Origin of the sequence: Bradyrhizobium sp. URHA0013, from assembly GCF_000518345.1 — a bacterium.
GTDB lineage: Bacteria > Pseudomonadota > Alphaproteobacteria > Rhizobiales > Xanthobacteraceae > Bradyrhizobium.
Genome location: NZ_JADK01000007.1, coordinates 53,483 through 78,544, shown reverse-complemented (window position 1 = coordinate 78,544; position 25,062 = coordinate 53,483). Strand labels below are relative to the sequence as shown.

General features: G+C 63.9%; 20 protein-coding genes. 7 read left to right on the top strand and 13 right to left on the bottom strand.

Features of this window, described 5'->3' with window-relative positions:
* Positions 1 to 46: 46 nt before the first annotated feature.
* Genes N551_RS0110455 through N551_RS0110445 form a run of 3 tightly spaced genes read left to right on the top strand, consistent with a single transcriptional unit; the run spans position 47 to position 2,971 of the window.
* On the top strand, positions 47 to 640 hold the full coding sequence (locus tag N551_RS0110455; RefSeq protein WP_007591089.1) for a TRAP transporter small permease: 594 nt from the start codon (positions 47 to 49) through the stop codon (positions 638 to 640).
* 2 nt (positions 641 to 642) lie between these two features.
* A complete protein-coding gene (locus N551_RS0110450) occupies positions 643 to 1,956 on the top strand; it encodes a TRAP transporter large permease (protein WP_027566944.1) in 1,314 nt (437 codons plus the stop codon).
* Positions 1,957 to 1,993: 37 nt separating this feature from the next.
* On the top strand, positions 1,994 to 2,971 hold the full coding sequence (locus N551_RS0110445) for a TRAP transporter substrate-binding protein (protein WP_027566943.1): 978 nt from the start codon (positions 1,994 to 1,996) through the stop codon (positions 2,969 to 2,971).
* An 88-nt stretch (positions 2,972 to 3,059) separates the two neighbouring features.
* Here N551_RS0110445 and N551_RS0110440 read toward each other — a convergent pair whose 3' ends face one another.
* The 3 genes from N551_RS0110440 to N551_RS0110430 are packed head-to-tail and all read right to left on the bottom strand — an operon-like array spanning position 3,060 to position 7,657.
* The gene (locus N551_RS0110440; RefSeq protein ID WP_027566942.1) at positions 3,060 to 4,709 is read right to left on the bottom strand and encodes an acyl-CoA synthetase; all 1,650 of its coding nucleotides are present in this window, start codon (positions 4,707 to 4,709) and stop codon (positions 3,060 to 3,062) included.
* Positions 4,710 to 4,732: 23 nt separating this feature from the next.
* A complete protein-coding gene (locus N551_RS0110435; RefSeq protein WP_027566941.1) occupies positions 4,733 to 6,622 on the bottom strand; it encodes a TRAP transporter large permease subunit in 1,890 nt (629 codons plus the stop codon).
* A gap of 15 nt (positions 6,623 to 6,637) precedes the next feature.
* Positions 6,638 to 7,657, bottom strand: coding sequence for a TRAP transporter substrate-binding protein (locus N551_RS0110430; RefSeq protein ID WP_027566940.1), 1,020 nt, complete (start codon positions 7,655 to 7,657; stop codon positions 6,638 to 6,640).
* A 456-nt stretch (positions 7,658 to 8,113) separates the two neighbouring features.
* Here N551_RS0110430 and N551_RS0110425 point away from each other — a divergent pair, with 456 nt between their 5' ends.
* Positions 8,114 to 9,310 carry a Xaa-Pro peptidase family protein gene (locus N551_RS0110425; RefSeq protein ID WP_027566939.1) on the top strand — a complete coding sequence of 399 codons (1,197 nt, stop codon included), beginning with the start codon at positions 8,114 to 8,116 and terminating at the stop codon, positions 9,308 to 9,310.
* Positions 9,311 to 9,400: 90 nt separating this feature from the next.
* On the opposite strand, the gene mdoH is transcribed toward N551_RS0110425, so the two are convergent.
* The 10 genes from mdoH to N551_RS0110375 all read right to left on the bottom strand — a co-directional run bounded on the left by mdoH (position 9,401) and on the right by N551_RS0110375 (position 23,278).
* Positions 9,401 to 11,545, bottom strand: a complete 2,145-nt coding sequence (gene mdoH / locus N551_RS0110420; RefSeq protein ID WP_027566938.1) for a glucans biosynthesis glucosyltransferase MdoH — start codon at positions 11,543 to 11,545, stop codon at positions 9,401 to 9,403.
* On the bottom strand, positions 11,533 to 12,987 hold the full coding sequence (locus N551_RS0110415) for a glucan biosynthesis protein G (RefSeq protein WP_371180058.1): 1,455 nt from the start codon (positions 12,985 to 12,987) through the stop codon (positions 11,533 to 11,535). Before N551_RS0110415 ends, mdoH begins: the two co-directional genes overlap by 13 nt.
* Before the next feature lie 289 nt (positions 12,988 to 13,276).
* The gene (locus N551_RS0110410; RefSeq protein ID WP_027566936.1) at positions 13,277 to 14,104 is read right to left on the bottom strand and encodes a hypothetical protein; all 828 of its coding nucleotides are present in this window, start codon (positions 14,102 to 14,104) and stop codon (positions 13,277 to 13,279) included.
* Positions 14,105 to 14,188: 84 nt separating this feature from the next.
* Positions 14,189 to 15,481, bottom strand: coding sequence for a siderophore utilization protein FsrB (gene fsrB, locus N551_RS0110405; protein ID WP_027566935.1), 1,293 nt, complete (start codon positions 15,479 to 15,481; stop codon positions 14,189 to 14,191).
* A gap of 55 nt (positions 15,482 to 15,536) precedes the next feature.
* Complete coding sequence (locus N551_RS0110400) at positions 15,537 to 17,525, bottom strand: TonB-dependent siderophore receptor (protein ID WP_027566934.1); 1,989 nt, start codon at positions 17,523 to 17,525, stop codon at positions 15,537 to 15,539.
* 514 nt (positions 17,526 to 18,039) lie between these two features.
* Positions 18,040 to 18,705 (bottom strand): methionine ABC transporter permease, encoded by a 666-nt coding sequence (locus N551_RS0110395; RefSeq protein WP_027566933.1) that lies wholly within the window; start codon positions 18,703 to 18,705, stop codon positions 18,040 to 18,042.
* Positions 18,695 to 19,861 (bottom strand): methionine ABC transporter ATP-binding protein, encoded by a 1,167-nt coding sequence (locus N551_RS0110390; RefSeq protein ID WP_027566932.1) that lies wholly within the window; start codon positions 19,859 to 19,861, stop codon positions 18,695 to 18,697. The genes N551_RS0110395 and N551_RS0110390 overlap by 11 nt, the downstream gene beginning before the upstream one ends.
* Positions 19,862 to 20,092: 231 nt before the next feature.
* Positions 20,093 to 21,565, bottom strand: coding sequence for a DASS family sodium-coupled anion symporter (locus N551_RS0110385; protein WP_027566931.1), 1,473 nt, complete (start codon positions 21,563 to 21,565; stop codon positions 20,093 to 20,095).
* Positions 21,566 to 21,679: 114 nt separating this feature from the next.
* The gene (locus tag N551_RS0110380; RefSeq protein WP_027566930.1) at positions 21,680 to 22,486 is read right to left on the bottom strand and encodes an enoyl-CoA hydratase/isomerase family protein; all 807 of its coding nucleotides are present in this window, start codon (positions 22,484 to 22,486) and stop codon (positions 21,680 to 21,682) included.
* Positions 22,487 to 22,519: 33 nt separating this feature from the next.
* On the bottom strand, positions 22,520 to 23,278 hold the full coding sequence (locus tag N551_RS0110375; RefSeq protein WP_027566929.1) for a hypothetical protein: 759 nt from the start codon (positions 23,276 to 23,278) through the stop codon (positions 22,520 to 22,522).
* A 62-nt stretch (positions 23,279 to 23,340) separates the two neighbouring features.
* Between N551_RS0110375 and nthA the strand changes: the two genes are divergently transcribed.
* From nthA to N551_RS0110360, 3 genes are read left to right on the top strand one after another with little or no spacing between them, the layout of a single operon-like run.
* Positions 23,341 to 23,967, top strand: coding sequence for a nitrile hydratase subunit alpha (gene nthA, locus N551_RS0110370; RefSeq protein WP_027566928.1), 627 nt, complete (start codon positions 23,341 to 23,343; stop codon positions 23,965 to 23,967).
* On the top strand, positions 23,964 to 24,623 hold the full coding sequence (gene nthB, locus N551_RS0110365) for a nitrile hydratase subunit beta (RefSeq protein ID WP_027566927.1): 660 nt from the start codon (positions 23,964 to 23,966) through the stop codon (positions 24,621 to 24,623). The genes nthA and nthB overlap by 4 nt, the downstream gene beginning before the upstream one ends.
* Positions 24,623 to 25,000, top strand: coding sequence for a nitrile hydratase accessory protein (locus N551_RS0110360; protein ID WP_027566926.1), 378 nt, complete (start codon positions 24,623 to 24,625; stop codon positions 24,998 to 25,000). The genes nthB and N551_RS0110360 overlap by 1 nt, the downstream gene beginning before the upstream one ends.
* Positions 25,001 to 25,062 lie beyond the last annotated feature (62 nt).

Below are 25,062 nucleotides of genomic sequence, written 5' to 3'. Positions count from 1 at the left end.
GTGCGACGTACGATCGCCGGGACTGTCTGAATCGCCTCGTGTGAGAATGGGGATCGCGTTGGCAGGGGACGATGTCACGAGCCGGGGACCGGTGCGACGCGCGCTGGATCTCCTTTATCTCGGTGCGGGCTACGCCGCCGGCGCCTTCATGGTTGCGATCTTTGCAATCATGATGATCATGTCGATCGGGCGCCAGTTTGCGGTCAACATTCCCGCCGGCGATGATTTCGCCTCCTGGTGCATGGCGGCGATGGCATTCCTCGGCCTCGCTCACACCTTCAAGCGCGGCGAGATGATCCGGGTCGGCCTGCTGCTGGAGCGTCTGCATGGGCGCTCCAAGCAGGTAGCGGAGGTCGTGGCCCTCGGTATTGCCGCCGCTTTCATCCTCTATTTCACCCGGCATGCCGTGCAGATGACCTACGATTCCTGGCGCTTCAACGACGTGGCGCAGGGCGTCGTCGCGCTTCCGCTCTGGATTCCGCAGCTCGGGTTTTCCGGCGGACTCGTGATCCTCTCGATCGCGCTCATTGATGAAATGGTCAGTGTCGTCAGCGGCAACCGGCCGAGCTACGAGAAGGGCTCGCCGGACGAGACCCCGGACGAATTCATCGAGCGGATCTCACAGGGCGGCGGAGGTTGACGATGGCCAATCTCGGCATGATCGAACTGTCGTTCATTCTGCTCGGCGTCATGATCGTGCTGCTGGGAAGTGGCATCTGGATCGCGGTTTCGCTGGGGCTCGTCGGCTTCGTGGCGATGGCGCTGACCACCAGCCTGCCGCTCGGCTCGGTGCTTGCGACCACGACATGGAGCGCAAGCTCGTCATGGACGCTGGCCGCGCTGCCGCTGTTCATCTGGATGGGCGAGATCCTCTTCCGCACCAAATTATCCGAGGAAATGTTTCGAGGCCTGTCGCCCTGGGTTCAGTGGCTGCCGGGGCGTCTCACTCATGTCAACGTGATCGGCTGCGGCATCTTCGCGGCGGTGTCGGGCTCGTCGGCGGCGACCTGTGCGACCATCGGGAAGATCGCGCTGCCCGAACTGGACAAGCGTGGTTACGACAAGAGCCTCAGCCTCGGCTCGCTCGCGGGCTCCGGTACGCTCGGCCTGCTGATCCCGCCGTCGATCCCGATGGTGGTCTATGCGGTCACGGCGAATGTCTCCGTGCTTCAGGTGTTCCTCGGCGGCTTCCTGCCCGGCGTGCTCGTGATGGTGCTCTATTCCGGCTACATCATCGTCTGGTCGCTGCTCAATCCGAAGAAGATTCCGCCGCGCGATCCTCCGATGCCGTTCCGCCAGAAGCTGCGGGAGTCGGCCAGGCTTGCGCCCTGCCTGTTGCTGATCCTAGCGGTCTTCCTCTCGCTCGTGCTCGGCTTTGCGACGGCGACGGAATGCGCCGCCTGGGGCGTTTCGGGTGCGCTGCTGCTGGCGTGGTGGAGCGGCACGCTCACACGCAAGAACTTCCTCGAGAGCATCATGAGCGCGACGCGCCTGACCTGCATGATCATGCTGATCCTGGCGGGCGCAGCCTACACGACCGCAGCCATGGCCTATACGGGCATTCCGGCAGCGCTCGCCACCTGGGTCCAGGGCCAGCAGCTCACCCCGGGCATGCTCGCGCTGTATCTGAGCATCATGTACATCATCCTGGGATGCCTGATCGACGGCATCTCGATGATCGTTCTCACTGCCGTGATCGTGCTGCCGATGGTCAGGCAGGCCGGTCTCGACCTGGTCTGGTTCGGGGTCTATCTCATCATCCACGTCGAGATGGCGCAGATCACGCCGCCGGTTGGTTTCAATCTGTTCGTGCTCCAGAACATGAGCGGGCGAGACACTTTCACCGTTGCGCGGGCGGCGTTCCCGTTCTTTGTCCTGCTGCTCGCGGCCGTGTTCATCATCACGGAATATCCGCAGATCGTGATGTTCTTGCCCAAGCTCGCCTTCCCAGACTGAGCGTACCGTTTTGAAATTGACTGTGAGGAGAAGCCCGATGATGTCTCGTTTATTCCGCGCATCCCTGATCGCCGGCGCCGTGCTGGCCGCGACACCCGCTTTGGCTCAGACCAAATGGAATCTGCCGGCAGCGTATCCGGCCGACAATCCGCACTCCGAGAACCTCGTTGCTTTCGCCAAGGACGTCGAAGCTGCCACTTCCGGCAAGCTCCAGATCACGGTTCATCCCGGCGCCTCGCTGTTCAAGGCGCCCGATATCAAGCGCGCGGTGATGACCGGGCAGGCGCAGATGGGCGAAGTCTTGCTGTCGATCCACGAGAACGAGGATCCGGTGTACGGGGTCGATGTCGTGCCGTTTCTGGCGACCAGCTTTCCGGACGCCATGAAGCTCTATCAGGCGTCGAAGCCGCTGATTACGAAGAAGCTCGATGCGCAGGGGCTCAAGCTGCTGTTCGTCGTGCCGTGGGCGCCGCAGGGCGTCTATGTCAGCAAGCCGCTTGCGACCATCGAAGACATGAAGGGCCTGAAATGGCGGGCCTATAATGTTGGGACCGCGCGCATTGGCGAGCTGGTCGGCGCGCAGTCCGTCACCATCCAGGCCGCCGAGTTGCCGCAGGCGCTTGCCACCGGCGTCGTGAACTCCTTCATGTCGTCCGGCGGCACGGGCTACGATGCGAAGGCATGGGAGTCGCTGAAATACTTCTATGATGTGCAGGCCTGGATCCCGAAGGACTACACTTTCGTCAACAAGGCTGCGTTCGAGGCGCTCGACAAGCCGACCCAGGAGGCCATCCTCAAGGCCGCAGCGACCGCGGAAACCCGCGGCTGGAAGGCCTGGCAGGACAAGAGCACCTGGTACATCGATCAGCTCAAGGCCAAGGGCATGACGGTCGAGCCGCCGAGCCCGGCCCTGAAGGCCGGATTCCAGAAGATCGGCGAACAGCTCACCGCCGACTGGCTCAAGAAGGCGGGAGCCGACGGCCAAGCCCTGGTTGACGCCTATAAGAAGATGTGAGGGCCAAGGGGCTCGGCAAACCCGACCGCGTCGAAACTGCACAATGACTTCGCGGCGACACGCAGCCGCCGCGGAGGTCGAGACAAGCTCAGGCCGAGATCGCCTTCGCCGATCCCGCTTCGTTGCGCAGCAGGAATTTCTGGATCTTGCCCGTCGACGTTTTCGGGATCGGCCCGAACACGACGGCCTTTGGCGTCTTGAAGCCGCTCATATGCGAGCGGCAGAAGGCGATGATGTCGGCTTCGCTCGCGCTGGCGCCGTCCTTCAGCTCGACGAAGGCGCAGGGCACTTCGCCCCATTTCGGATCGGGCTTTGCGACCACGGCGGCGAACAGCACAGCGGGGTGCTTGTAAAGGATGTCCTCGACCTCGACAGAGGAAATGTTCTCGCCGCCGGAGATGATGATGTCCTTGGAGCGATCCTTGATGATGACGTAGCCGTGCGCGTCGAGCACGCCGAGATCTCCGGTGTGAAACCAGCCTCCTTCGAAGGCTTCCTTCGTCGCCTTGTCGTTCTTGAGGTAGCCCTTCATCACGATGTTGCCGCGGAACATGACTTCGCCGATGGTCTCGCCGTCGCGCGGCACCTGCCTCATGGTCTGGGGATCGATGACGGTGACGTCTTCCTCGAGCGGGTAGGGCACGCCCTGCCGCCGCTTCAAGCTGGCGCGCTCGGCTGCGGGCAGATCATCCCAGCCTGGCTGCTCGGCGCAGACAGAGGCGGGGCCGTAGACCTCGGTCAAGCCGTAGACGTGCGTCAGCTTGATCCCGATGCTCTCGGCGCCCTCGAGCACCGCGACCGGCGGCGCGGCACCGGCGATCAGGCCGACGACTCGGCGGGCAGTGCCGTTCTTCGGTGCATCGGGCGCGTTGATCAGCGTGTTGTAGACGATCGGCGCGCCGCACATGTGGGTGACGCCGTGCTGCTTGATCAGCTCGAAGATCTTGGTCGGCTCGACCTTGCGCAGGCAGACATTGATGCCGGCGGCCGCCGCAATGGTCCAAGGGAAGCACCAGCCGTTGCAGTGGAACATCGGCAGCGTCCAGAGATAGACCGGATGCTGGCCGAGTTGGCCCGCGAGGATGTTGCTGACGGCATTCAGATAGGCGCCGCGATGATGGGTCACGACGCCCTTGGGATTTCCCGTGGTGCCAGAAGTGTAGCTCAGCGCGATCGCGTCCCATTCGTCCTTCGGCGGGATGGCGGTGAAATTGGGATCGCCTTGCGCGACGGCAGTCTCGTACTCGATCTCGCCGATGCGCCTGCCGCCCTTGAATGCGGCGTCGTCGACGTCGATCACGAACGGTTTTGGACCACTCATCTGCGTGAGCGCATCGGTGATCACGCCGGAAAACTCCGGGTCGACCAGAATGATCCTTGCGCCGCCATGGTCGAGCTGAAATGCGATCGAAGGCGCATCGAGCCGGATGTTCAGGGCGTTGAGCACGGCACCCGTCATGGGTACGGCGAAATGCACCTCGTTCATCGCCGGAATGTTCGGCAGCATCGCAGCGACGGTGTCGCCGACGCCGATGCCCTTGCCGGCAAGATACGAAGCAAAGCGCTTGCAGCGCTCATGGGTCTCGCGCCAGGTGAAGCTGCGCCCCTCGTAGACCTTGCTAACGTGATCGGGATAGACCGCGGCGCTGCGCGCAAGGAAGCTCAACGGGCTCAGCGGCACGTAGTTGGCGGGCGTCTTGTCGAGACCGATATTGTACTGGTTCTGCCGCTCGCTCATCGACACCTCCCTCACGCGCCGGCTTACAGGAATCCGATGGAGATCCACGGAAACACGGCGACGACGATCAATCCTACCAGCAGTGCCAGCAGATAACCCCAGATCGGCCTGATGCCTTCGGCCGGATCGACGCGTCCGATGGCGCAGGCGGCATAATAGCCGACCCCGAAGGGCGGGGCGAATAGCCCGATACCCATGGCGAGAATGATCACCATGGCATAGTGCACCTCGTGCACGCCGACCGCACGCGCAATCGGAAACAATAGCGGCCCGAACAGCACGATCGCCGGGATGCCCTCCAGCACGCTGCCGAGGATGGTGAAGGCCAGGATCGAGACGGCGATGAAGGTCGCCGCGCCGCCCGGCAGTCCGGTCATGGCCGACGCCAGCGCGCGCGAGAACCCTGATTGCGTCAGGCCCCAGGCCATGCCGGTGGCCGTGCCGATGATCAGCAGGATCGCGCCCGACAGCGCGGCGGTTTCGACCAGCATGGGAAACAGCCGCCGCCAGTCGAAGCGGCGGTAGACCAGGAGGCCGACCAGGGCGCCATAGACGATGCCGATGGTGGAGACTTCGGTGGCAGTCGCGATGCCTTCGACCACGGCGTAGCGGATCACGAATGGCAGCGCGAGCGCGGGCAGGGCGATGATGAAGGTCTTGCCGATCTCGCCGCCTGTGGCGCGACGGACATGGCTCATGTCCTCGTGGCGGTAGCGCCACCACACCAGCATGCACAGCGTGATCGCCAGCACCACCCCGGGCAGCAGGCCGCCGGTGAACAAAGCGGCGATCGAGACGCCCGTGACCGATCCGATCGTGATCAGCACGAGACTCGGCGGAATGGTTTCGGTCTGCGCGCCGGTGGCCGCAAGAAGCGCGACGAGATCGCCGGGCTTGGCGCCGCGCTGCTTCATCTCCGGGAACAGCACAGGCGCGACCGCCGCCATGTCGGCGGCCTTGGCGCCGGAGATGCCGGAGACCAGATACATCGCGCCGACCAGGACGTAATGCAGCCCACCGCGGACATGGCCGAGCAGGCTCGCCAGGAACGCCACCATGGCCCGTGCCATGCCGGTCATTTCGATCAGGAGTCCCAAAAATACGAACAGCGGCACCGAGAGCAAGATGAGGTGGCTCATGCCCTCGTCCATCCGCCCGACCAGCACCATGACCGGCGTGCGCGTGGTCAGTGCCAGATAGCCGAAAATCGCGAGCCCGAAGCCGAACGCGATGGGAACGCCGGCAAAGACGCAGAAGCCGGCGACGCCAACGAAGAAGATGACGAGGTTGAGATTGCCGAGCGGCCGCAGATAAGGCTGCGCCAGCCAGAACAAGCCGACGACGACGGCAACGGCGACCGCGGCCGTCAGCACCATACGGTAATCGGCTGCGCGCAGCAGCCGCAACAGCGCGAACACCGCCATCAGGCAGATTCCGGCCGGCAGCGCCGCGGCGCGCCACATATTGGAGATCTGCAGCGCCGGCGTGGTGATGAAGCTTTCCTCGTAGGCGTAGTCCCAGGACGGCCAGACGATCAGCGCCAGGAAGGCCAGCGCCGCGCAGGTCGCGACCAGATCGAGCCAGGCCCGCGTGGCCGGCCTGGTGCTGGCGACAACCGCGGTCATGCGCATGTGCTCGGAGCGGCGGAACGCGACCGCCGCGCCCAGCATGGCGAGCCACAGGAACAGGATCGAGGCAAGCTCGTCCGACCAGATCAGCGGCCTGTGCAGCCCGTAGCGCGCGACCACGCCGGCAAACAGGATTGCGATCTCGGCGACCACCAAAATGGCCGCCGGGATTTCGACGAGGAGCCCGAGTGCGCGCTCCGTCGAGGCCAGCAACGAAGGTCGGCGAGGGGACCGAACAGTCGCCTCGCCCGCCACTCCGTTCACTTCGACCTCGATATGAGCCATGACGGCTCCAACGCGTTACGACAGCTTGCCGACCGCCTTTTCCAGCAGGTCCCAGGCCTGATCGCCGTATTTACCTTTCCACTCGGCATAGAAGCCGGCGGACCGCAGCTTGTCGCGGAACGGCGCGACTGCGGGCTGGTTGAAGGTCAGGCCCTTGCCCGCGAGCTCCTGCTGCAGGTTGGCATTGAGCTTGGCGGTATCCTCACGTTCCTTGAGCGCTGCGGCATTGATGTTCTTGGCGACGATGGTGCGCACATCCTCGGGCAGGCTGCTCCAGGCCTTGCGGTTGGCCAGGAACCAGAAGCCGTCCCACATGTGGTTGGTCAGCGAGCAGTATTTCTGCACTTCGTAGAGCTTGGCGGTCGAGATGATCGCCAGCGGGTTCTCCTGGCCCTCGACGATTCTGGTCTGCAGCGCGGAATAGACCTCGGCGAAATTGATCGAGGCGGGCGCCGCATCGAACGCCTTGAACATCGAGGTCCACAGCGGCGACACCGGCACGCGGATCTTGAAGCCCTTGAGATCGTCCGGACCGGTGATCGGCTTGCTCGACGACGTGGTCTGGCGGAAGCCGTTGTCCCAGATCTTGTCCATGACCTCGAGCCCGGCCTTCTTGATCTCGCCGCGGACAAAGGCGCCGAGATCGCCGTCCATGGCCTTCCAGACCGTGCCGTAGTCCGGGAACGCGAAGCCGATGCCGTTGATGGAGGCCGCGGGCACCAGGGTCGACAGGATCAGCCCCGACAGCGTGAAAAACTCGACGCCGCCGGACCGGATCTGGCTCAGCATGTCGGTGTCGGACCCGAGCTGGTTGTTCGGGAAGATCTGGAGGTCGAACTTGCCGTTGGTCTCGGCCTTGATCGCCGCCGCCATCTCCTTGGCGCGCACGTTCAGCGGATGGGTGTCCGGCAGGTTGTTGGCGTATTTGTAGGTGAACTCGGCGCTCTGGGCGCGGGCCACATGGGGCGCACTGAGGCCGCCCAGGACCGCGGTGGCGGCGGAGGCCTTGAGAAGCGTGCGGCGGGAAAAGCTCATGGGTCTGCTTCCTCGGAAAGTTTGTTGTTGTTCTGAGATGCAAACCTATACGGACGGAAGGTCAGAAGGTCATCTGCGATCTCGCGAAGCTTCGCTTATTGCAGCCGGACATCCTCACGGCAATATCGGCTTTCGGAGGCATGGGCCGGATTCAAAAACCGAAAAACAACCCCATGCACAGTAGCCGTCGAAAGTCGGGCGACGTGCGACGGGCCGGCCCGGAAGAGAACGAGGAACGAAGGTCCGATGAGAGGAATTCTGGCTAAATAACTGATCTGATTGTATATAAAATATTCCATAATATACCTTATGCGAATCATGGATATGGCCGTGCAGATCAGGCCAGATAAATCCACAGCTACCCAGAACCCCTCTCTCGGCTCACACTTGGCGCCAAACAAGCCCCGGGCAAACCGACGCTGCGGTTGATGCCCACGGCAGCATTGGAGGTTCGTCATGCAGGAGAACGTCGCCCGCACAGATCGCTCGCGCGCCATTCCATTCGATGCGGCCAAGCTCGACCGTCTGATGGAGGCCGCCGGCCTCGACGTCCTAGTCGCGACCTCCAAGCACAATGTGCAGTACATGCTCGGTGCCGAGCGCGCGATCTTCTTCGACTACATGGATGCGCTGGGCGTCAGCCGCTATCTGCCGGTCCTGATCTATCCCAAGGGCGCGCCGGAGCACGCGGTCTATGTCGGGCACCGGCTGGAGACCCATCAGCGCGCTGTCGCGCCGCCATGGATTGCGCAGGTCCGGACCGAGTCCAACGGCTCGGTCGATGCGATCACGCGGGCCGTAAGCCTGATCCGGGATGCCGGCGTGCCCTTGAAGCGGGTCGGGGTCGAGATGGCGTTCCTGCCGATGGATGCGGGCCGGGCGCTCGCCGACGCCCTGCCCGGCGCCGAGCTCAAGGACGCACTGCTGGTGCTGGAGCGGCTGCGCGCGGTGAAGTCGGCCGACGAGCTGGCGAAACTCAAGACGGCCTCCGAGCTCGTCATCGCCTCGATGCTGGAGGTGATCGCCGGGCACGGGCCGGGCACGACCAAGCAGCAATTGTCGGACGCCTTGCGGATCGCCGAAGCCAATCGCGGGCTGACCTTCGAATACTGCCTGCTCGCCTGCGGCAACAGCCACAACCGGGCGCCGTCGGCGCAACGCTGGGAGCAAGGTGACGTGCTGTCGCTCGATTCCGGCGGCAATTATCACGGCTATATCGGCGATCTCGCGCGCATGGCCGTGCTCGGCGATCCCGATACCGAGCTGAAGGAGTGGCTGGCCGAGATCGAAGCCGTCCAGCGCGCCGCCTTCGCGGCGGTGCGGCCCGGCGCCATGGGCGGTGACATCTACGTCGCGGCCGAGCGGCAGCTCGCGAAGATCAGCCAGCGTGACTGCACGGAGTTTTTGGCCCACGGCATGGGCCTCGTCAGCCATGAGGCCCCTCGCCTGACCGCCAAAGGCCCAATCCCCTACGATGACACCGACGCCCGCCTGCCGCTCGAAACAGGCATGGTGGTGTCGATCGAGACCACGATGAAGCATCCGAAGCGCGGGTTCATCAAGCTCGAGGACACGGTCGCGGTGACGGCGACGGGCTACGAGATCTTTGGCGAGGGTGGCCGCGGCTGGAATCTGGGGGGCAGTGCGCTGTAGGCCGGCACCACACACGGCGCTTACGGCAGACATTCGCCCTCTGCCCGAGCACCACTGGGTGGTCAGCGCCCTCACCTACACTGCCATGACCTAGACTTCCGCGGAAGCAGTAGCTCTCGGCATTCGCATGACTTGCTCGAGGGCATTTCGGTGCTTCAGCACGGCAAGGGTCTCGCGTGCGCTGAGGCTGCTGACGACTTCCTCGAAGTCGTCGCTCTGCTCGATCTTGGCCCGGCCGATCGCGAGATCTATGTCGATTTGGCCCGATTTGCGAGGCGGCGTTTCGAGGGACTGCATGTGCGGTCCCAGCAACGCGGGGTTCTGTCGAAGTTCGATCAGAGCTCCATGTGCCTGGATCCGAGCCTGGCTGGCAAGCTCTCTCGCCCTCTGCAACAGCGCCGGCGCGCGATTGTCCTCGGGGGTCGCAAACAGGTGCGCCATTCGCGGCGCCGTCGACGTCACGAGACCGATCGGAATGGCGCAAACGAGGCCGATGATCACTGGCGACATCCAGAGCAGCAGCGGAAGCGACACGGCGTAGGCGCTTGCCGCCATTGCCAGACCGCATAGGGTCGGCACCGTGAACTTGCGATAGACTTCATCGCGCGTGATCCTGCCATCGCTTCGCCGTTGAACTTGCCAGCCCGCGTCACGGCCCAGCAGGATCTCCGCAACGGCGGTGGATTGAAAGATCATCATGGATGGGGCGATCAAGGCGGCAAGCAGGCTCTCGGCGACTACCGCCAGCAGCACGCGAAATCCGCCGCCGAATGCCTGCCGTTCCGCACGCCTGGTGAGCAAAACGAGGTAGGCCAGCAATTTGGGCAGGATGAGCAGCCCCATTGTCGCGGCAAAGACCCAGGCGGCAAGCACGGGATCCTGTGCGGGCCAGGTTGGAAACAACGAAAAACCCTTGGGAAAGTACTCCGGCTTGACGAAATAGGCCTGCAAGGAGATCAGGATTCCGAGCAATAGAAACAGCAGCCACAGGGGCGCGGTGAGATACGAGCCGATGCCTGTCAACAGGTGAAGCCTGGAGACCCAGTGCAGGTCTCGAGCCGGCAGAACGGCAAGATGCTGGAGATTGCCCTGACACCAGCGGCGGTCCCGCGCCGCGAAATCCAGCAGGGACGGTGGTACCTCCTCGAAACTTCCACCGAGGCCTGGAGCCATGAAAATCCCCCACCCCGCCCGCCGCATCAGCGCGGCTTCGACAAAATCGTGGCTGAGGATGTGGCCGCCGAAAGGCTTCCTCCCGCGCAATTCGGGCAAGCCCGCCTCTTGCGCAAAAGCCTGCACCCGGATGATGGCATTATGTCCCCAGTAGTTGCCCTCTGAGGCGTGCCACCAGGCGTTCCCGGCCGCGATCAGCGGACCGTACAAACGACCCGAGAACTGCTGAAGCCGGCTAATCAGGGTTCGCGCATTGACGACGATCGGAAGCGTTTGAATCAGCGCGGCCTGCGGGTTTGCTTCCATCGCGCCCACCAGCCGAACGATGGTCTCTCCGCTCATCAGGCTGTCCGCGTCGAGAATGATCATGTAGTCGTAGGCACCACCGAACCGCCTCACCCATTCGGCGATGTTGCCGGACTTTCGGGCGGTGTTGTCGGATCGGTGACGATAGTAGAGATGGCCCGAACCGCAGTTGCGCTGCAGTTCCAGAAACGCAAGCTCCTCGGCAATCCAGATGTCCGGATCTGTGGTGTCACTGAGCAGAAACCAATCGAACAACGGGGCCTGTCCGGTTTCGCCGACCGACTCGTACATGGCGCGGAGTCGCGCCATGAGATGGTGCTGGTCCTCGTTATAGGTCGGCAACAGCATCGCCGTTCGGCCGGTGATCCCGGGCAGCGGACCGTGGCTGTTAATTGGCAGCACATCCGGTCGGCCCCGCAGGAGCACAAAAAAACCGGCGACTGAAGACACGAACGAAAACGCGATCCAGGCGAGCAGCACGAGAAATAGCCCGAACACCATGCCTTCGAGGACCGTGACGCCACCAACCTTGAGAACGTCGTACATCTCAACAGCGCCCGCAGCGGTAATCGCGACCGTTCCGCCAAGAATGAACAGGCGCCGCGCTGCAACGGCAGGGGCGGTCCGCAGTCGCGCCGGATAGGCACGATTTGTCCCGTCCAATCGGCAGGGCAGCATCGGGAGAGGCGTTTCGTCGGGAAGATACCGAATGCCAAGCTCAGGCGAAAGCGCGGGCGACGGCGTCAGGGCGCCCATCGGTAAACCCAGACTTCGGAGATCGGTTGGTCGCCCTGCATCAAGACCGCCCTCAACTCGATAGGCGCGTCCTTCACGGCGCATTGAAAACTCAGGCGCCAGCCGCCGGTTTCCGGGTTTGGCTGTGTGACGACGTTCTTGATCTCGGATTTGTCGGCGCTGACGGCGCCCCTCACCTTGTCAGGGTCGACCTCCTTCAGCTTGTCACCGAGCAGCTCGAGCACGAACAATTTGCTGTCGTCGCCCCGGGCGCCAACGCCTGTGCGGGTGAACCGGGCCAGTGAATTGGGCTTCGGCGCGTCCGGACCCCAGTGCAGACGATAGGTGTAATTGTTTTCGCTCTTGGCCTGGAGAGCTGTTTTCGGGCGCCAGAAGGCGGCGATGTTGTCGTGAACTTCCTCCTTGGTCGGGATCTCAAAGAGGACCACACTGCCCTCTCCCCAGTCTCCGATCGGTTCGACCCAGAGGCTCGGGCGACGCTCAAAGCGCGATTCGATGTCTTCGTAGGCAAAGAAATTTCTCTCCCGCTGCATCAGGCCGAAGCCGCGAGGATTGAGATCATTGAATGTGCTCGCCTGCAGATCGCGCGGATTGTTGAGAGGACGCCAGAGTTGCTCGCCCTTTCCGTTGAACACGGCGAGCCCATCGGAGTCGTGCACCGCAGGGCGGAAATCATCGACATCGTGTCGGTCGTTCGGACCGAAAAAGAACATGCTCGTCATGGGCGCCAGGCCGGCATGCTGCAGCTCGATCCGCGGATAGAGCGACATCTCCACGTCGAAGACCGTCGGAGCGCCGGGCCTGATCGTGAAGCGATAGCTTGCCGTAGCGCTCTTGCTGTCAAGCAGCGCGTGTACCACGACAGATGTGGCACCCGGCGCGGGCTTCTCCAGCCAGAAGGCCTTGAAGAAGGGAAATTCCTCCCCCTTGCTCTCGCCGGTATCGATCGACAGGCCGCGCGCGGAAAGGCCGTAGGTCTCGCCTTTGGCAACGGCACGGAAGTAGCTGGCGCCGAGAAACGCGCAAACCTCGTCGAAATAGTCGGGGCGATTGATCGGGGTGTGAATGCGAAACCCGGCAAATCCGAGATCGGCGTCCGGTATCTGGCCGATATTGTCGCCGAATGCAAAATCGTCGCGCCGGTACCTGATCGGTACGGCTCGTCCGCCGGAGACCTCGTAAATGTCGACCTTGTTCTTGTAGAAAAAGCCGCGGTGGAAAAACTGGACCTCGAAGGGCAGCTTCTCGCTGCGCCAAGCCGCGCGCTCCGGCAGAAAGCGAATTGACCGGTACTGATCGTAGGTGAGATCCTTGAGCGCGTCCGGGACCTTTTCATCTGGTGGCTCAAAGGGCTTACTCGCCAAGTTGCGGGCAAGCTCGCGGACATAAGAGGGGCCAAACGGCAACTCCGCCGCCGATGCCGCAGAGAGTGCGCCGGGCAGTAGTGTTGCCAAGGGCGTCAATGCCGAGGCTTCCAGGAATTGTCGGCGATTCAACTGTGCTACCCGTTCGGTTCCAACCGCAGTGCAACCCCCTCGTCGCGAACGAGTTCCATGAGCGCGGCCGAATCCGAGCACCCTGTTGCCGACGAGCTCGTCGATGCGGACTTGGCAACATCGCGCTGATCCGCCTCGGTTGCGCCTGCAGGACGAGCTGCAATTTCCGATTGAGCATTCTCGAGCCATGGCGCCGCACAACGCTGCAGCCCCCGAAGGTAACTGGATGATCGCCTTAGCGCAGCGGCAGCAACTCCAGCTGGCTCTGCGCTTTCTTGACCGCCGTCGAATACCAGCTCTGGCTTGGTGCCTCCTTGGCGAAGCACGCCGTGTACGCGGTCATCGCGTTGTCTTCGCGGGTGATGTCGCCGCGGGGGTCTTTCTTGTCGATGGGTTTGGCCATCATCTGCTTCCAAACCTTTTCGCAGGCCGGGATCTCAGCCGTCTTCACCGCGTCGCTTGCGGCGAGAAAGAAGACCTTGTCGCCCTGGATTGCGACGACGTCGATTTCATGCGGCGGTCCCTTCAAATCGCCATTGCCGCGCACGCCCAGTACAGCGACCGCAGCGCTTGCTCCCGCGGGCTTCGTGATCGGCAGCTCGGCATATTTGGCGAAGGCGGAGTCCTGGATCGCCTGATAGTAGAAGCGGTCCGACTTGAACGCCGCGCCGATCTCCTGCGGCATGCCGTCCTCGCGGTGCTCGCGCAGCCAGTGCTTGAGCAGGCCAGTCGTGGTCACCACCGCCTGCATCTTGTCGCCCTCGGAGGCGAAGCCGAGCCCGTCGAGATGGCCGAAGCCGGAATCGCCCTTGAAAAGCGTGTCCGCGTTCGTCTTGCCGTCGGCCGGCAGTCCCTTGATCGCGACGGCGCCCACCATGCCGCGCAGGACGCCCGTCAATTCCTTGAGTGCCGCATCGCGCTGCTTATAGGTCTCGTCATTCTCCGTGGCTTTCGAGAACTTTGCGATGTAGCGATCGCGCAGGTCGAGATAATGCTGCTCCGGGCCAGCCGCATGTGCGGGCGTGGCGAAAGCGAGCAGGCAGAGCAAGGCGAGCGATCTCATGTGATTTCCGACAGGGCTGGGTCTGATCTCCAGTCTTTGTGCCGGTGCCGTGCGGGAAGGTTCATCCCCGAGCGGCCAGGAGCCCTATTCCGCCGGCGTCAGTTGCTGCCGGCTCGGGCGCATCGCCGCCGTCTCGCGGACGCGGATACGGGCGCGGCGTTTGCGCCACCAGATCACGATTCCGGTAACCGAGAGTGCTGCCACCACCAGCCCCATGATCGAGATCAGGATGCGGCCGAATAGTCCCACGATGCGGCCTGAATGCAATGGGAATTGCGCCTGCACGAAGATGTCGGCGGCGGTGCCGACCCAGGGCAGCCGTTCGCCGATCGGACGACCGTCCTCGCTGTCGTAATAGAGCTGCGCCGGGCCGACGCCGCCGGCGCCGTGATCGTCGCCCGGATGGAAGAAGGCGGCGGCATAGACGCCGTGGGCCGGGCCGTAATTGATTGAGCCGACCGGGACGGTCCACCCTCGCCCCTTGCCGTCGGCCGCCGCGCGCGCGGCGATGTCGGCGAAGCCGACCTTGGGCTCGATGGGATCGTCGAGATCGCGATATGGCCGCTGCTCATAGGGTGTCGGCGTGTAATTCGACACCATCTTCATCAGCGGCGAGAACACCTCGAAATAGAGGTTCAGCGAGAACGCCGTGAAGGCGATGATGAACAGGAGACCCCAGGTCCACAGGCTGAAAGCGCGATGGAGGTCGAAATTGATCCGGTAGGCGCTGCCCGAGGTTTTGATGGTCCACGCCGGCGCCCAGCGCGCCCAGAAGCCGCGTTCGAGCTGGCGCGTGACCTGGGGCGCCCGTGCCGCCTTGGCGCGCGGGCGCGAGGGCAGCGTCAGGTAGATGCCGACGAAGCAATCGATGGTCCAGATGATGGCGATGATTCCGAGCAGGCGCATGCCCCAGCGGTCGCTGCCCCAGAATTCCGGGATGTGCATGGTGTAGTGCAGCTTGTAGAGAAACGAGACGAAGTTTTCGCGCGTCACCGGCCACACCGCGCCCCAATAGCGCCGGCCGAGCTCCGCGCCGGTGTTGGGATCGAGGAAGATCTGATTGTAGTCGAGCGCGTAACGCTTGCCGGTCGCGGGATCGATCCTGGCCATGACGAAGAACCACAGCGAGTGGCCCGCCTCCGGCGTCATGAACAGGTAGACCACGCGCGCGCGGGGATCGCGCTGCTCGATCATCTTGGCGAGATCGATCGAGGGAATGGCCGGGCCTTTGCTGCTGACGTCGAACAGATGGCTGTTCAGGACCTCGTCGATCTCGTGATCCCAGGAGATGATCGCCCCGGTGATGCCGGAGAAGAACAGGAAGCCGGCCGTCAGCAGTCCCGCCCAGCGATGCAGCTTGCCGAATATCGCTCTCATCGTCTTCTCTCATCAAGCGGGCCCGGCCGCCATCACGGCCTGTCCTCATTCGAACTCACCACCGATACGTCAGCTTGCCGATGGCCTTGCGTCCCTCCGCATAGAAGCAGCCCGACAGGCTGTAGCAGGCGGCGACATAGCGGGTGTCGGCGAGGTTGGTGACGTTCAGCGACAGCCGCCAATTGTCCCTGGTGTAGGCGAGCAGCGCGTCCAGCACGGTCGCGGATCCGACCTCGAACGTGTTGGCGTCATCGCCCCAGGTCGCGCCGACATAGCGGAGGCCGCCACCGAACTGCAGCCCCGCGAGCGGCCCGGTCTGAAGCGTGTAGTCGTTCCACAGCGAGGCGCGGTTGAGCGGCACGGTGACCGGCGCCTTGCCGACATTGACGGGATCCTGCGTGACCATTGCATCGACATAGGCGTAGGCCGCGCGCAGGTTCCAGCCGTCGGCGAGCGACATCGTGCCTTCGAGCTCAAGGCCGCGCGATTTTACTTGCCCGGTCTGTTCGGCAATGTTGAGCGGAGGCGCAAAGGTGACGACGTTGTCGCGCGTCAGGTCGAAGGCGGCGAAGGTGAACAGCGCGTTCCAGCCGATCGGCTGATACTTGACACCCACCTCGTACTGCACGCCGGTCTCGGGATTGAGCAGCTGTCCGCTCGGGCCGGTGGCGAGCACCGGCAGGAACGATTCCGAATAGCTGAAATAAGGCGCGATGCCGTTGTCGAAATTGTACATCAATGCGGCGCGGCCGGTGAAGGCCGATGCATCCTTCGCGACGGACGTATTGAAGATTCCGCTGTCTACCTGCGTCGTGACGAAATCCTGACGGCCACTGAGCTGGAACGAGAGCCGGCCGAGCTTGATCTGGTCCTGCGCGTAGAGGCCGACCTGCGATTGCTTGACTCCGGTGTCGTCGCTCATGGCGCCCATGGTCCAGTCGTAACTGTAGACCGGGTTGAAGACGTTGATCTCGGGCGCGGACGTCGTGACGCCAAAGGCGGTGTCGCGGAATCTGGTGTTGCGATAGTCGAGCCCGACCAGCGTGGTGTGGCTCAGGAAACCCGTGGTGAACTTGCCCTGGAGCTGATTGTCCACCGCGAAAGAGTTGATGTAGGAGTTGCTGTAGCTGCCGAAACGCGCGAGCTGTCCCGCGGCCTCGTCGGTATAGCCTCCGCCGAAAAACACCTTCTCCTCGTTGTGCTGATAGGCATAGCGCAAATTCTGACGGAACGTGATGTTGTCGGTGAAATTGTGCGAGAGCTGGTAGCCGGCGGTCGCGATCTCGGTGTTGAACGCGTTGAAGCTCGGCACGCCCGCGAAGAACGAGACCGGGATGGTGCGGCCGTTGATCGGCCACACCGTGCCCGAGGCCGGCAGGAACTGAAGGCCCCACCCTGCCCGGTCGCGCTGGTAGTTCGCGAGGATCGTGATGGTGGTGTCCTCGTTCGGCTTGAACGTGACGGCGGGCGCGATGAAGACGCGGTTGTCCTTGGTGAAGTCGACCTGGGTCTCGCCGTCACGAACGACGCCGGTCAGGCGCCACAGCACCGTGCTGTCCTTGTTGGCGGGACCGCCCATGTCGAACTGGCCCTGATAACGGTTGAAGCTGCCGCCGGAGATCGAGACCTCGCCGAATTGCTGCGCCGTCGGCAGCTTGGTCACGTAGTTGAGGATGCCGCCGGTGCCGCTGCCGCCATACATCGCCGAGGATGGGCCCTTCAGGACCTCGAGGCGCTCTGCGCCGTAGGGATCGAGGCCGTTGAAGTGCACGTAATTGCTGGAGGGAATCCGCAATCCGTCGACGTAGAGGCCCGACATGGTGGTGTCGAAGCCGCGGATCTGGAGGGCGCCGAAACGGGTATCCGAGCCGCCGTTGACGTCGCCGCTGACACCCGCGGTGTAGCGCAACGCCTCGCCGATCGAGACCGCACCCTGGTTCCTGACCTGGTCGGTCGTGACGACCGAGACGGACTGCGGGGTTTCGATCAGCGGCGTATCCGTCTTGGTCGCGGTGCCGCTGCGCGTCGCAACGAAACCGCGCACCGGACCATTGGCGCGTTCACCCGTGGCACCGTTCGAGGATGCCGATTGGGTTGGCGCGACTTGCTGCGCCGGAGAGCGACGATTGGCGCGTGCGGTGGGTGTCGCCCCTGAGCGTCGCGTTGATGCGACCGCCGCAGGCCGGGCGCGCTGGGCCGGGGCTTCGACGGTGACGGCGGGAATCTGCGTCTGCGCCTCCACGGCACCGAAGGGTACGACGAGAGCAAATGTGCTGGCCGCTCCGAGGAAGAGAGTCTGTATCTGTCGACGACGCGTGTCGGAACGCGAAGCAAGTTGGAAGTTGGTCACGTCGAGGCCCCACGCACTGCCGGCTTCGCCGGTATCGTTTTTGATGCCTCGCCCTAACGCAGGCGATTTCGGAGTGCGATAGGAACTGCGTTAGAATTTCTCCAGACGCGTGCGCAACGCGTGCGACGAATGCGCTCAGTCGTGTCTCGAAGTTTGGAATGTTTCCAGACCGACAAGAACCTGCTTGTTCGAAATGTCTGAAACGGCGTCAGCGATGTCGCAGCCGGCGGTTGACCCGACGCGCGAAATAATCGCCAGCGCTCTGCACCAGCTGCACCAGCGCGATCAGCACCACGACGACGGCGAGCATCATCTCCGGCATGAAGCGCTGATAGCCGTAGCGGATACCGAGATCGCCCAGGCCCCCGCCTCCGACGGCACCGACCATGGCGGAATAGCCGAGCAGGCTGACCACCGCGAGCGTCAGCGCCAACAGAAGACCCGGCAGCGCTTCGGGGATCAGCACCTTGAGCACGATCTGCATCGGCGAGGCCCCGAACGAGGACGCGGTCTCGATCAGGCCACCATCGACCTCGCGGATTGCGGCCTCGACCAGGCGCGCGATGAACGGCGCCGATGCGATCGTCAACGGCACGATCGCGGCCGTCGATCCGATCGAGGTGCCGGCCACCAACCGCGTGAACGGGATGATGGCGACGACCAGAATGATGAAAGGCGTGGACCGCGTCGCGTTGACGACGGCACCGAGCACGCGATTGACGATGGGCGCGGCGAACAGCTCGCCTTTCCGGCTGGTCGCGAGAAAGACGCCGAGCGGCAGTCCAAACGCGGTGCCGATCAGCGCCGCGAGCCCGACCATGTACAGGCTCTCGCCGGTCGCCTGGACGATCAGGTTGATGAGTTCAGGCGACATAGCCGAGACGCTCCGCGGGGAATTGATATTGTGACAGCCAGGCCAGCGTGCGCGTCGTCGCGTCCTCGTCGCTGGACATGCCGAGAGGGATACCTAGCGTCAGTGAGCCCACATGCTGGCCGCCGATCTCGTCGATGCGGGCCGACAGCAGCGACACATCGAGGCCGAGTTCCCGTGCGAGCCGCGCCACCAGCGTGTCGCCGGCCCCTGCCCCGCGCACCTGGACGCGGATCACCGCTTGTCCGCCCGCAGGCGGCTCCGAAACGATCCGGCTCGCCAGCGACACCGGCAGGCTGTCTCCGATCACTTCGGCCAGGAAGGATTGCGTGATCGGATGCTTGGGGTGGGTGAAGATGTCGGCGACATGGCCGCTCTCGACGACGCGGCCGGCGTCGAGCACCACGACGTCCTTGGCGAGCTGGCGCACCACGGACATCTCGTGGGTGATCAGCACGATGGTCACGCCGAGCTCGCGGTTGATGTTCGCGAGCAGATCGAGGATCGCCCGCGTGGTCTGCGGATCGAGCGCCGAGGTAGCCTCGTCCGACAGCAGCACGCTCGGCCGCGTCGCCAAGGCTCGCGCGATGCCGACGCGCTGTTTCTGGCCGCCGGAGAGTTCGGACGGGTAGCGGTCGTGCTTGTCGGCGATGCCCACCAGCGCTAGCAGCTCGGCGACCCGGGTTTTGATGTCCGCTTTGGCCCAGCCGGCAATCTCGAGCGGCAGCGCGATATTGGCGGCTGCGGTGCGCGAGGACAGCAGGTTGAAGTGCTGGAAGATCATGCCGATCGAGCGCTGCGCCAGCCGCAAGTCTCGGCCCGCGAGCGCCGAGATATCTCTGTTATCGACGATGACGCGGCCCGTGGTCGGCCTCTCCAGGCCGTTAATGAGCCGGACCAGGCTCGATTTGCCGGCGCCGGAGCGGCCGATGACGCCGGTGATCGAACCGCGCGGGATCGCGAAGTCGATGTTTTGCAGGGCATTGACGCCGGGCTTGCCGCGATAGGCCGGATAGGTTTTCGAGATGCCTTCGAAGCGGACCATCGCGTCAGGCGCAGTCGCGGCAGGCGAGATCGCGTGACCTGAGATCGCGTCAGGTTTTTCGATCGGCTGTCCGATCGCGAGCGACGGGTGGACGTTCATGGAGGCGGCCTTCATGCAAAATAGTTCCGCTTGCCTCTGGGGGCATCCGGGAACCGGTCGCATCAAGCGACGGAGAGTGAAACCGCGATGAGGACTCGGCTGGAGCGCGCTGCACCGCAGCAGGCACCATCGCCCTTTCAGGTCTCTCTGGCAATGTCAGATATTTGCGGGGAGTTGGACGAAGTTTTCCAAATTTCTCCCCACTGAAGAAAATTCATCTGTCGCCGTCTTAGCCCTCGCCCCGGCTCAGGTGACCCGCAACCAGGGCCATACGATCAGCAGGAGCCCCGCGAAATAGAGCACCCCGAAAATCAGCCCAAAGCCCCAGAACTGACCCTTGCCGATATAGCCACTGCCGAAATACATCGGCGCCGGCCCGGTCGCGTAAGGCGAGATCACGCCCATCAGGCCGAGCGAATACATGCAGAGCATGGCGAGCGTCGTAACCGGCAGGTCGGGGATGCCGGATCCGACCGCGAGCACCACGGGCAGCACGGCGGCGGCATGCGAGGTGATGCTCGAGAAGAAATAGTGGATCCAGAAGAACAGTGCGACCAGCAGGAGCATTGCGGTCGACGGCGACAGCCCGGCGAGCGGCTTTGCATATTCGGTCGCGAACCATTTGATGAAGCCGATCTCGTTGAGGCCCGAAGCCAGCGTCAGCAGCGAGGTGAAATAGAAGAACACCTCCCAGGCGCCCTTCTCGGCGACGATGTCGGCAAACTCGATCACGCCCGTCACCAGCATCAGCGAGATCACGATGAACACGACGGTGGTGGCGTTGACGAAATTCGAGCCCAGCAGCGGCACGCGGATGTCCGGGCTCGAGCCCGCGATCCACAGGAACATCGCGAGCAGGATCAGCGCCAGCATGATCCACTCGTTACGCGACATCGGGCCCATCTCCGCGAGCTCCTTCGATGCCCATTCGGAAATTTCCGGGCTGCTCTTCACCTCGGGGCGGCAGACCGCGTAGCTGAGCAGTGGGACCAGCACCATCAGGAGGAGGCCGAGCGGCGCAAAGCCGATGAACCACTGCGCCCAGCTGACCTCGATTCCGACGGTCTTCTTTGCGATGGCCAGCGCCGCTGCATTGGGCGCGAGCGCGGTGAAAAACAATGAGCTGGTGACGGCGGTCGACGCGAACGCGGTCCACATCACGTAGGTGCCGATCTTGCCGGCGGTCGGTCCCGGCTCGGAGCCGTAGATGCGCGGGATGTTGCTGATGATGGGATAGACGATGCCGCCGCTGCGCGCGGTGTTGGACGGTGTCGCCGGCGCCAGCAAAAAGTCCGACATCGCCACCGCATAGCCGAGACCGAGCGTGTTGGTGCCGAGCTTTTGCACCAGCACGAGCGCAATACGCCGGCCCAGGTGGCTCTTGCGATACCCGATCGAGAACACGAAGGCGCCGACGATCAGCCACACCGTGCTCTCGGCAAAGCCCGCCAGCATCCAGCGCAGCGACTTGGTCGGATCGGGATCGATATAACCGCCGACGCCGGCAACCGTCAGCCCGATCAGGCCGACCGCGCCGACCGGCATCGATTCCAGGATGAGCCCGGTGATGACGGCCGCGAAGACGGCAAAATAGTGCCACTGATTGACGTTGAGCCCTGCCGGCACCGGCCACAGATAGATCACCAGCCACACCGCGAGCGGCGCGATCAGCTTCCAGCGAAACCCTTTCGCCTCAGGCGCCTGCGAGCTAGTGGCCATGGGCCCTCCCCCTCGATCGTCGTTGTCGTCTGACGGCCCGTTGATCGGGCCTATTTTGTCCCAGCGCCGCGTATACGGATAGTCCGCGGCGCAATCAATGGCCCGAGCCTGCTTCTACCGCCCTCTGAACTTCGGTTTGCGTCGCGTCAGGAACGCCTCGACGCCCTCCTTGTGGTCCTCGCTAAGGCTTGCCAGGGCGAACTGGTCGACGTCCATGTGGCTGGCGAGATTATCCAGCGCATGCGCCAGCCGGTTGACAGTGAGTTTCGTCATGGCAACGGAGAGCGGCGGCTGCGCTGCCACCTTGCGCGCAAGCTCCATCGCGGCATCGAACGCATGGCCGGGATCGACCACCTGCTCGACCAGGCCCCACTCATAGGCCTCATCCGCGCTGATGCGCTGATCGGCCAGGATCACCGCCTGCTTGGTCCGAGCCGGGCCGATCAGATGCAGCATGCGCGGAATGCTCTGCCAGCTCATGTTCATGCCGAGCCCGATCTCGGGCACGCGCAGATGGGCATCGCGTCCCATGACGCGGAAGTCGAGCGCGACGGCCAGCGCGACGCCGCCGCCGACGCAAAAGCCCTCGATGGCGGCGATCGTGATCTGCTCCATCTCCTGCCAGGCGTGGGTCAGGCGCGGTCCGAGCTTGAGATGCCGCCGCAGCGTGCCGAGATCCATGTCCTTGCGCGAGCGCCCTTCGGCATCCTTGAGATCGAAGCCGGCGCTGAACGCAGCCGCGCTGCCTGTCAGCACCACGACAGAGGTTGCGGAATCATCCTCAAAACTGCGCGCGGCCGCGGTGAGCTGGCGCAGCGCCTCCGGCGACAACGCGTTGATGCCGTCGCCGCGGTCGAACCGCACCACCGCGATCCGTCCCTCCGGGCCGAGGCCCTTCTCGATCTTCACATAGTCAGGCAACGCAATCTCCCCTGGTCTTGGTCTTCCTGGTGCTCACAGATGCCCGGTACGCCGATGTTCGGGTTCGCTTCCATGGACCGGAAACCGGATCGTGGTCCCGATGGTGATCCAGTTGGCATTTTCGCCGGTGATGTTGTGGCCGTAGATCACGTCGACGGAAAAGATCTCGTTCGGCCGGTAGCGGACGCCGGTCTGGAAACGCGGCTGCACGACGCTTGCGATTTCGGCGGCGCCCGCCTGCCCGTACGCCTCGATCGTCCATTGCAGGGTGTCGGTGAATTTCCAATCGAAGCCGATGCCGTAGGTCAGGTAATGGCGATCCACCGTGCGATCCCAGAGCCAGCCGCCATTGACGTTGATGCGCATGGTCTCCGACAGGCGGAAGGTCACGGGGATGACGGCGAAGGCGGTCAGCGCCTCGCCGGTCGCCGCATCGAACGATCCGCCGCCATATGCCGACAATCCCCACCGGCCTATTCCGGTCGGGATGAAATTCGTCTTGGCCTTTGGAGCGACCGTCGTGCTCAAGTCGCCATCGCTCCGGGCCCGGATGGTCTGCAGGCTCAGCTCGATCGGCCTGAAGGGATCGACGACACAGGAGGGATTGGCGACCGCCGAAAAATCCGCGTTGGTCGCGGTCGACAGCCAGCTTTCCACCTTGCAGGAGCCGACCTCGGAAATGTCGGCGGCATCGACCGCATAGGCGCCATTCGCGGCGCGCGCATCCTGCCCCGCGAATGCGCCCAGAGCCGCGATTGCGGCGGTTATTCCGGTTCGTACAGCCCAGCCCATGGTGCGACGTTAGCAGAGTCTTCGCCTCGACAACGCCCGGATTCTGGGACTATCTTCGCCTCATGAGCGAGCATCATCATCACCACGATCACGACCATTCCGAGCTGTCGGAGACCGAGCTGCGCGTGCGCGCGCTTGAGACGATCCTGACCGAAAAAGGCTATGTCGAGCCGGCCGCGCTCGACGCCATCATCCAGGCCTATGAGACCCGGATCGGCCCCCATAACGGCGCGCGCGTCGTCGCCAAGGCCTGGAGCGATCCCGCGTTCAAGAAGGCACTGGTGGAGGACGGCTCGAAGGCGATCGGCACGCTCGGCCATGTCAGCCGCGTCGGCGACCACCTCGTGGTGATCGAGAACACGCCGCAGCGTCACAACATGGTCGTGTGCACGCTGTGCTCCTGCTATCCCTGGGAAATGCTGGGGCTGCCGCCGGTCTGGTACAAGGCCGCGCCCTATCGCTCCCGCGCGGTCAAGGACCCGCGCGGCGTGCTCGCCGATTTCGGTGTGGAGGTCGCAAAGGACGTTGAAATCCGGGTATGGGATTCGACCGCCGAAACGCGCTTTCTTGTGCTGCCGATGCGCCCCGCGGGGACCGATGGCTGGAGCGAGGAGCAGCTCGCCGAGCTGGTCACGCGCGATTCCATGATCGGCACCGGCTTTCCCAAAGCGCCCGGAGCGCCGTCATGAACGGCGTGCACGACATGGGCGGCATGGACGGCTTCGGCAAGGTCGAGCCCGAGCCCAACGAGCCGGTGTTCCACGAGGAATGGGAGTCGCGTGTTCTCGCCATGGTGCGTGCGATGGGCGCAGCCGGCGCCTTCAACATCGATACCTCGCGCTTCTATCGCGAGACGATTCCGCCGCACGTGTACCTGTCGAGCTCCTATTACAAGAAATGGTTTCTCGGGCTCGAGGAGATGCTGATCGAGAAAGGCTATCTCACCCGGGAGGAAGTCGCCGCCGGCCATGCGATGCAGCCGTCCAAGGCGCTCAAGCACGGCAAGTTCGATCTCGGCCAGGTCGAGCGCATCATGGTGCGCGGCAAGTTCGCCCGCCCTGCCCCGGCACTGGCGAAATACAAGATCGGTGACAAGGTCCGCGCGAAGAACATTCATCCGGCGACCCACACGCGGCTGCCGCGCTACGTGCGCGGCCATGTCGGCGTCGTCGAGCTCAACCATGGCTGCCACGTATTTCCGGACTCGGCGGCGATGGAGCTCGGCGAGAATCCGCAATGGCTCTACACGGTGGTATTCGAGGGCCGCGATCTCTGGGGCGCGGACGGCGATCCGACCTCGAAAGTCTCGATCGATGCGTTCGAGCCGTATCTGGACCCGGCGTGATGAGCAGCACGGCTGCTGCTGCCGCGACGGCAGCCATCCCGAGCATTCCGCGCGACGATGACGGCCCCGTGTTCCGCGCGCCCTGGGAAGCGCACGCCTTCGCGATGGCGCTGACGCTGCACGAGCGCGGCGTGTTCACCTGGCCCGAATGGGCGGCAGCCCTGGCCTCCGAGATCAAGCGCGCGCAGGCGGCCGGCGATCCCGATACTGGCGAGACCTACTATCTCCATTGGCTCGCCACGCTGGAAGGTCTCGTCGCGCGCAAGGGCGTTGCGTCTGCGGAGACGCTGCATCGCTACCGCGACGCCTGGGATCACGCGGCAGATCGCACCCCGCACGGCAAGCCGATCGAGCTGAAGGCGGAGGATTTTCGGTAAGATCGCGCACACCCATCATTGCGAACGTAGCGAATCCAGAATCCCTCAGCAGAGGCAGTCTG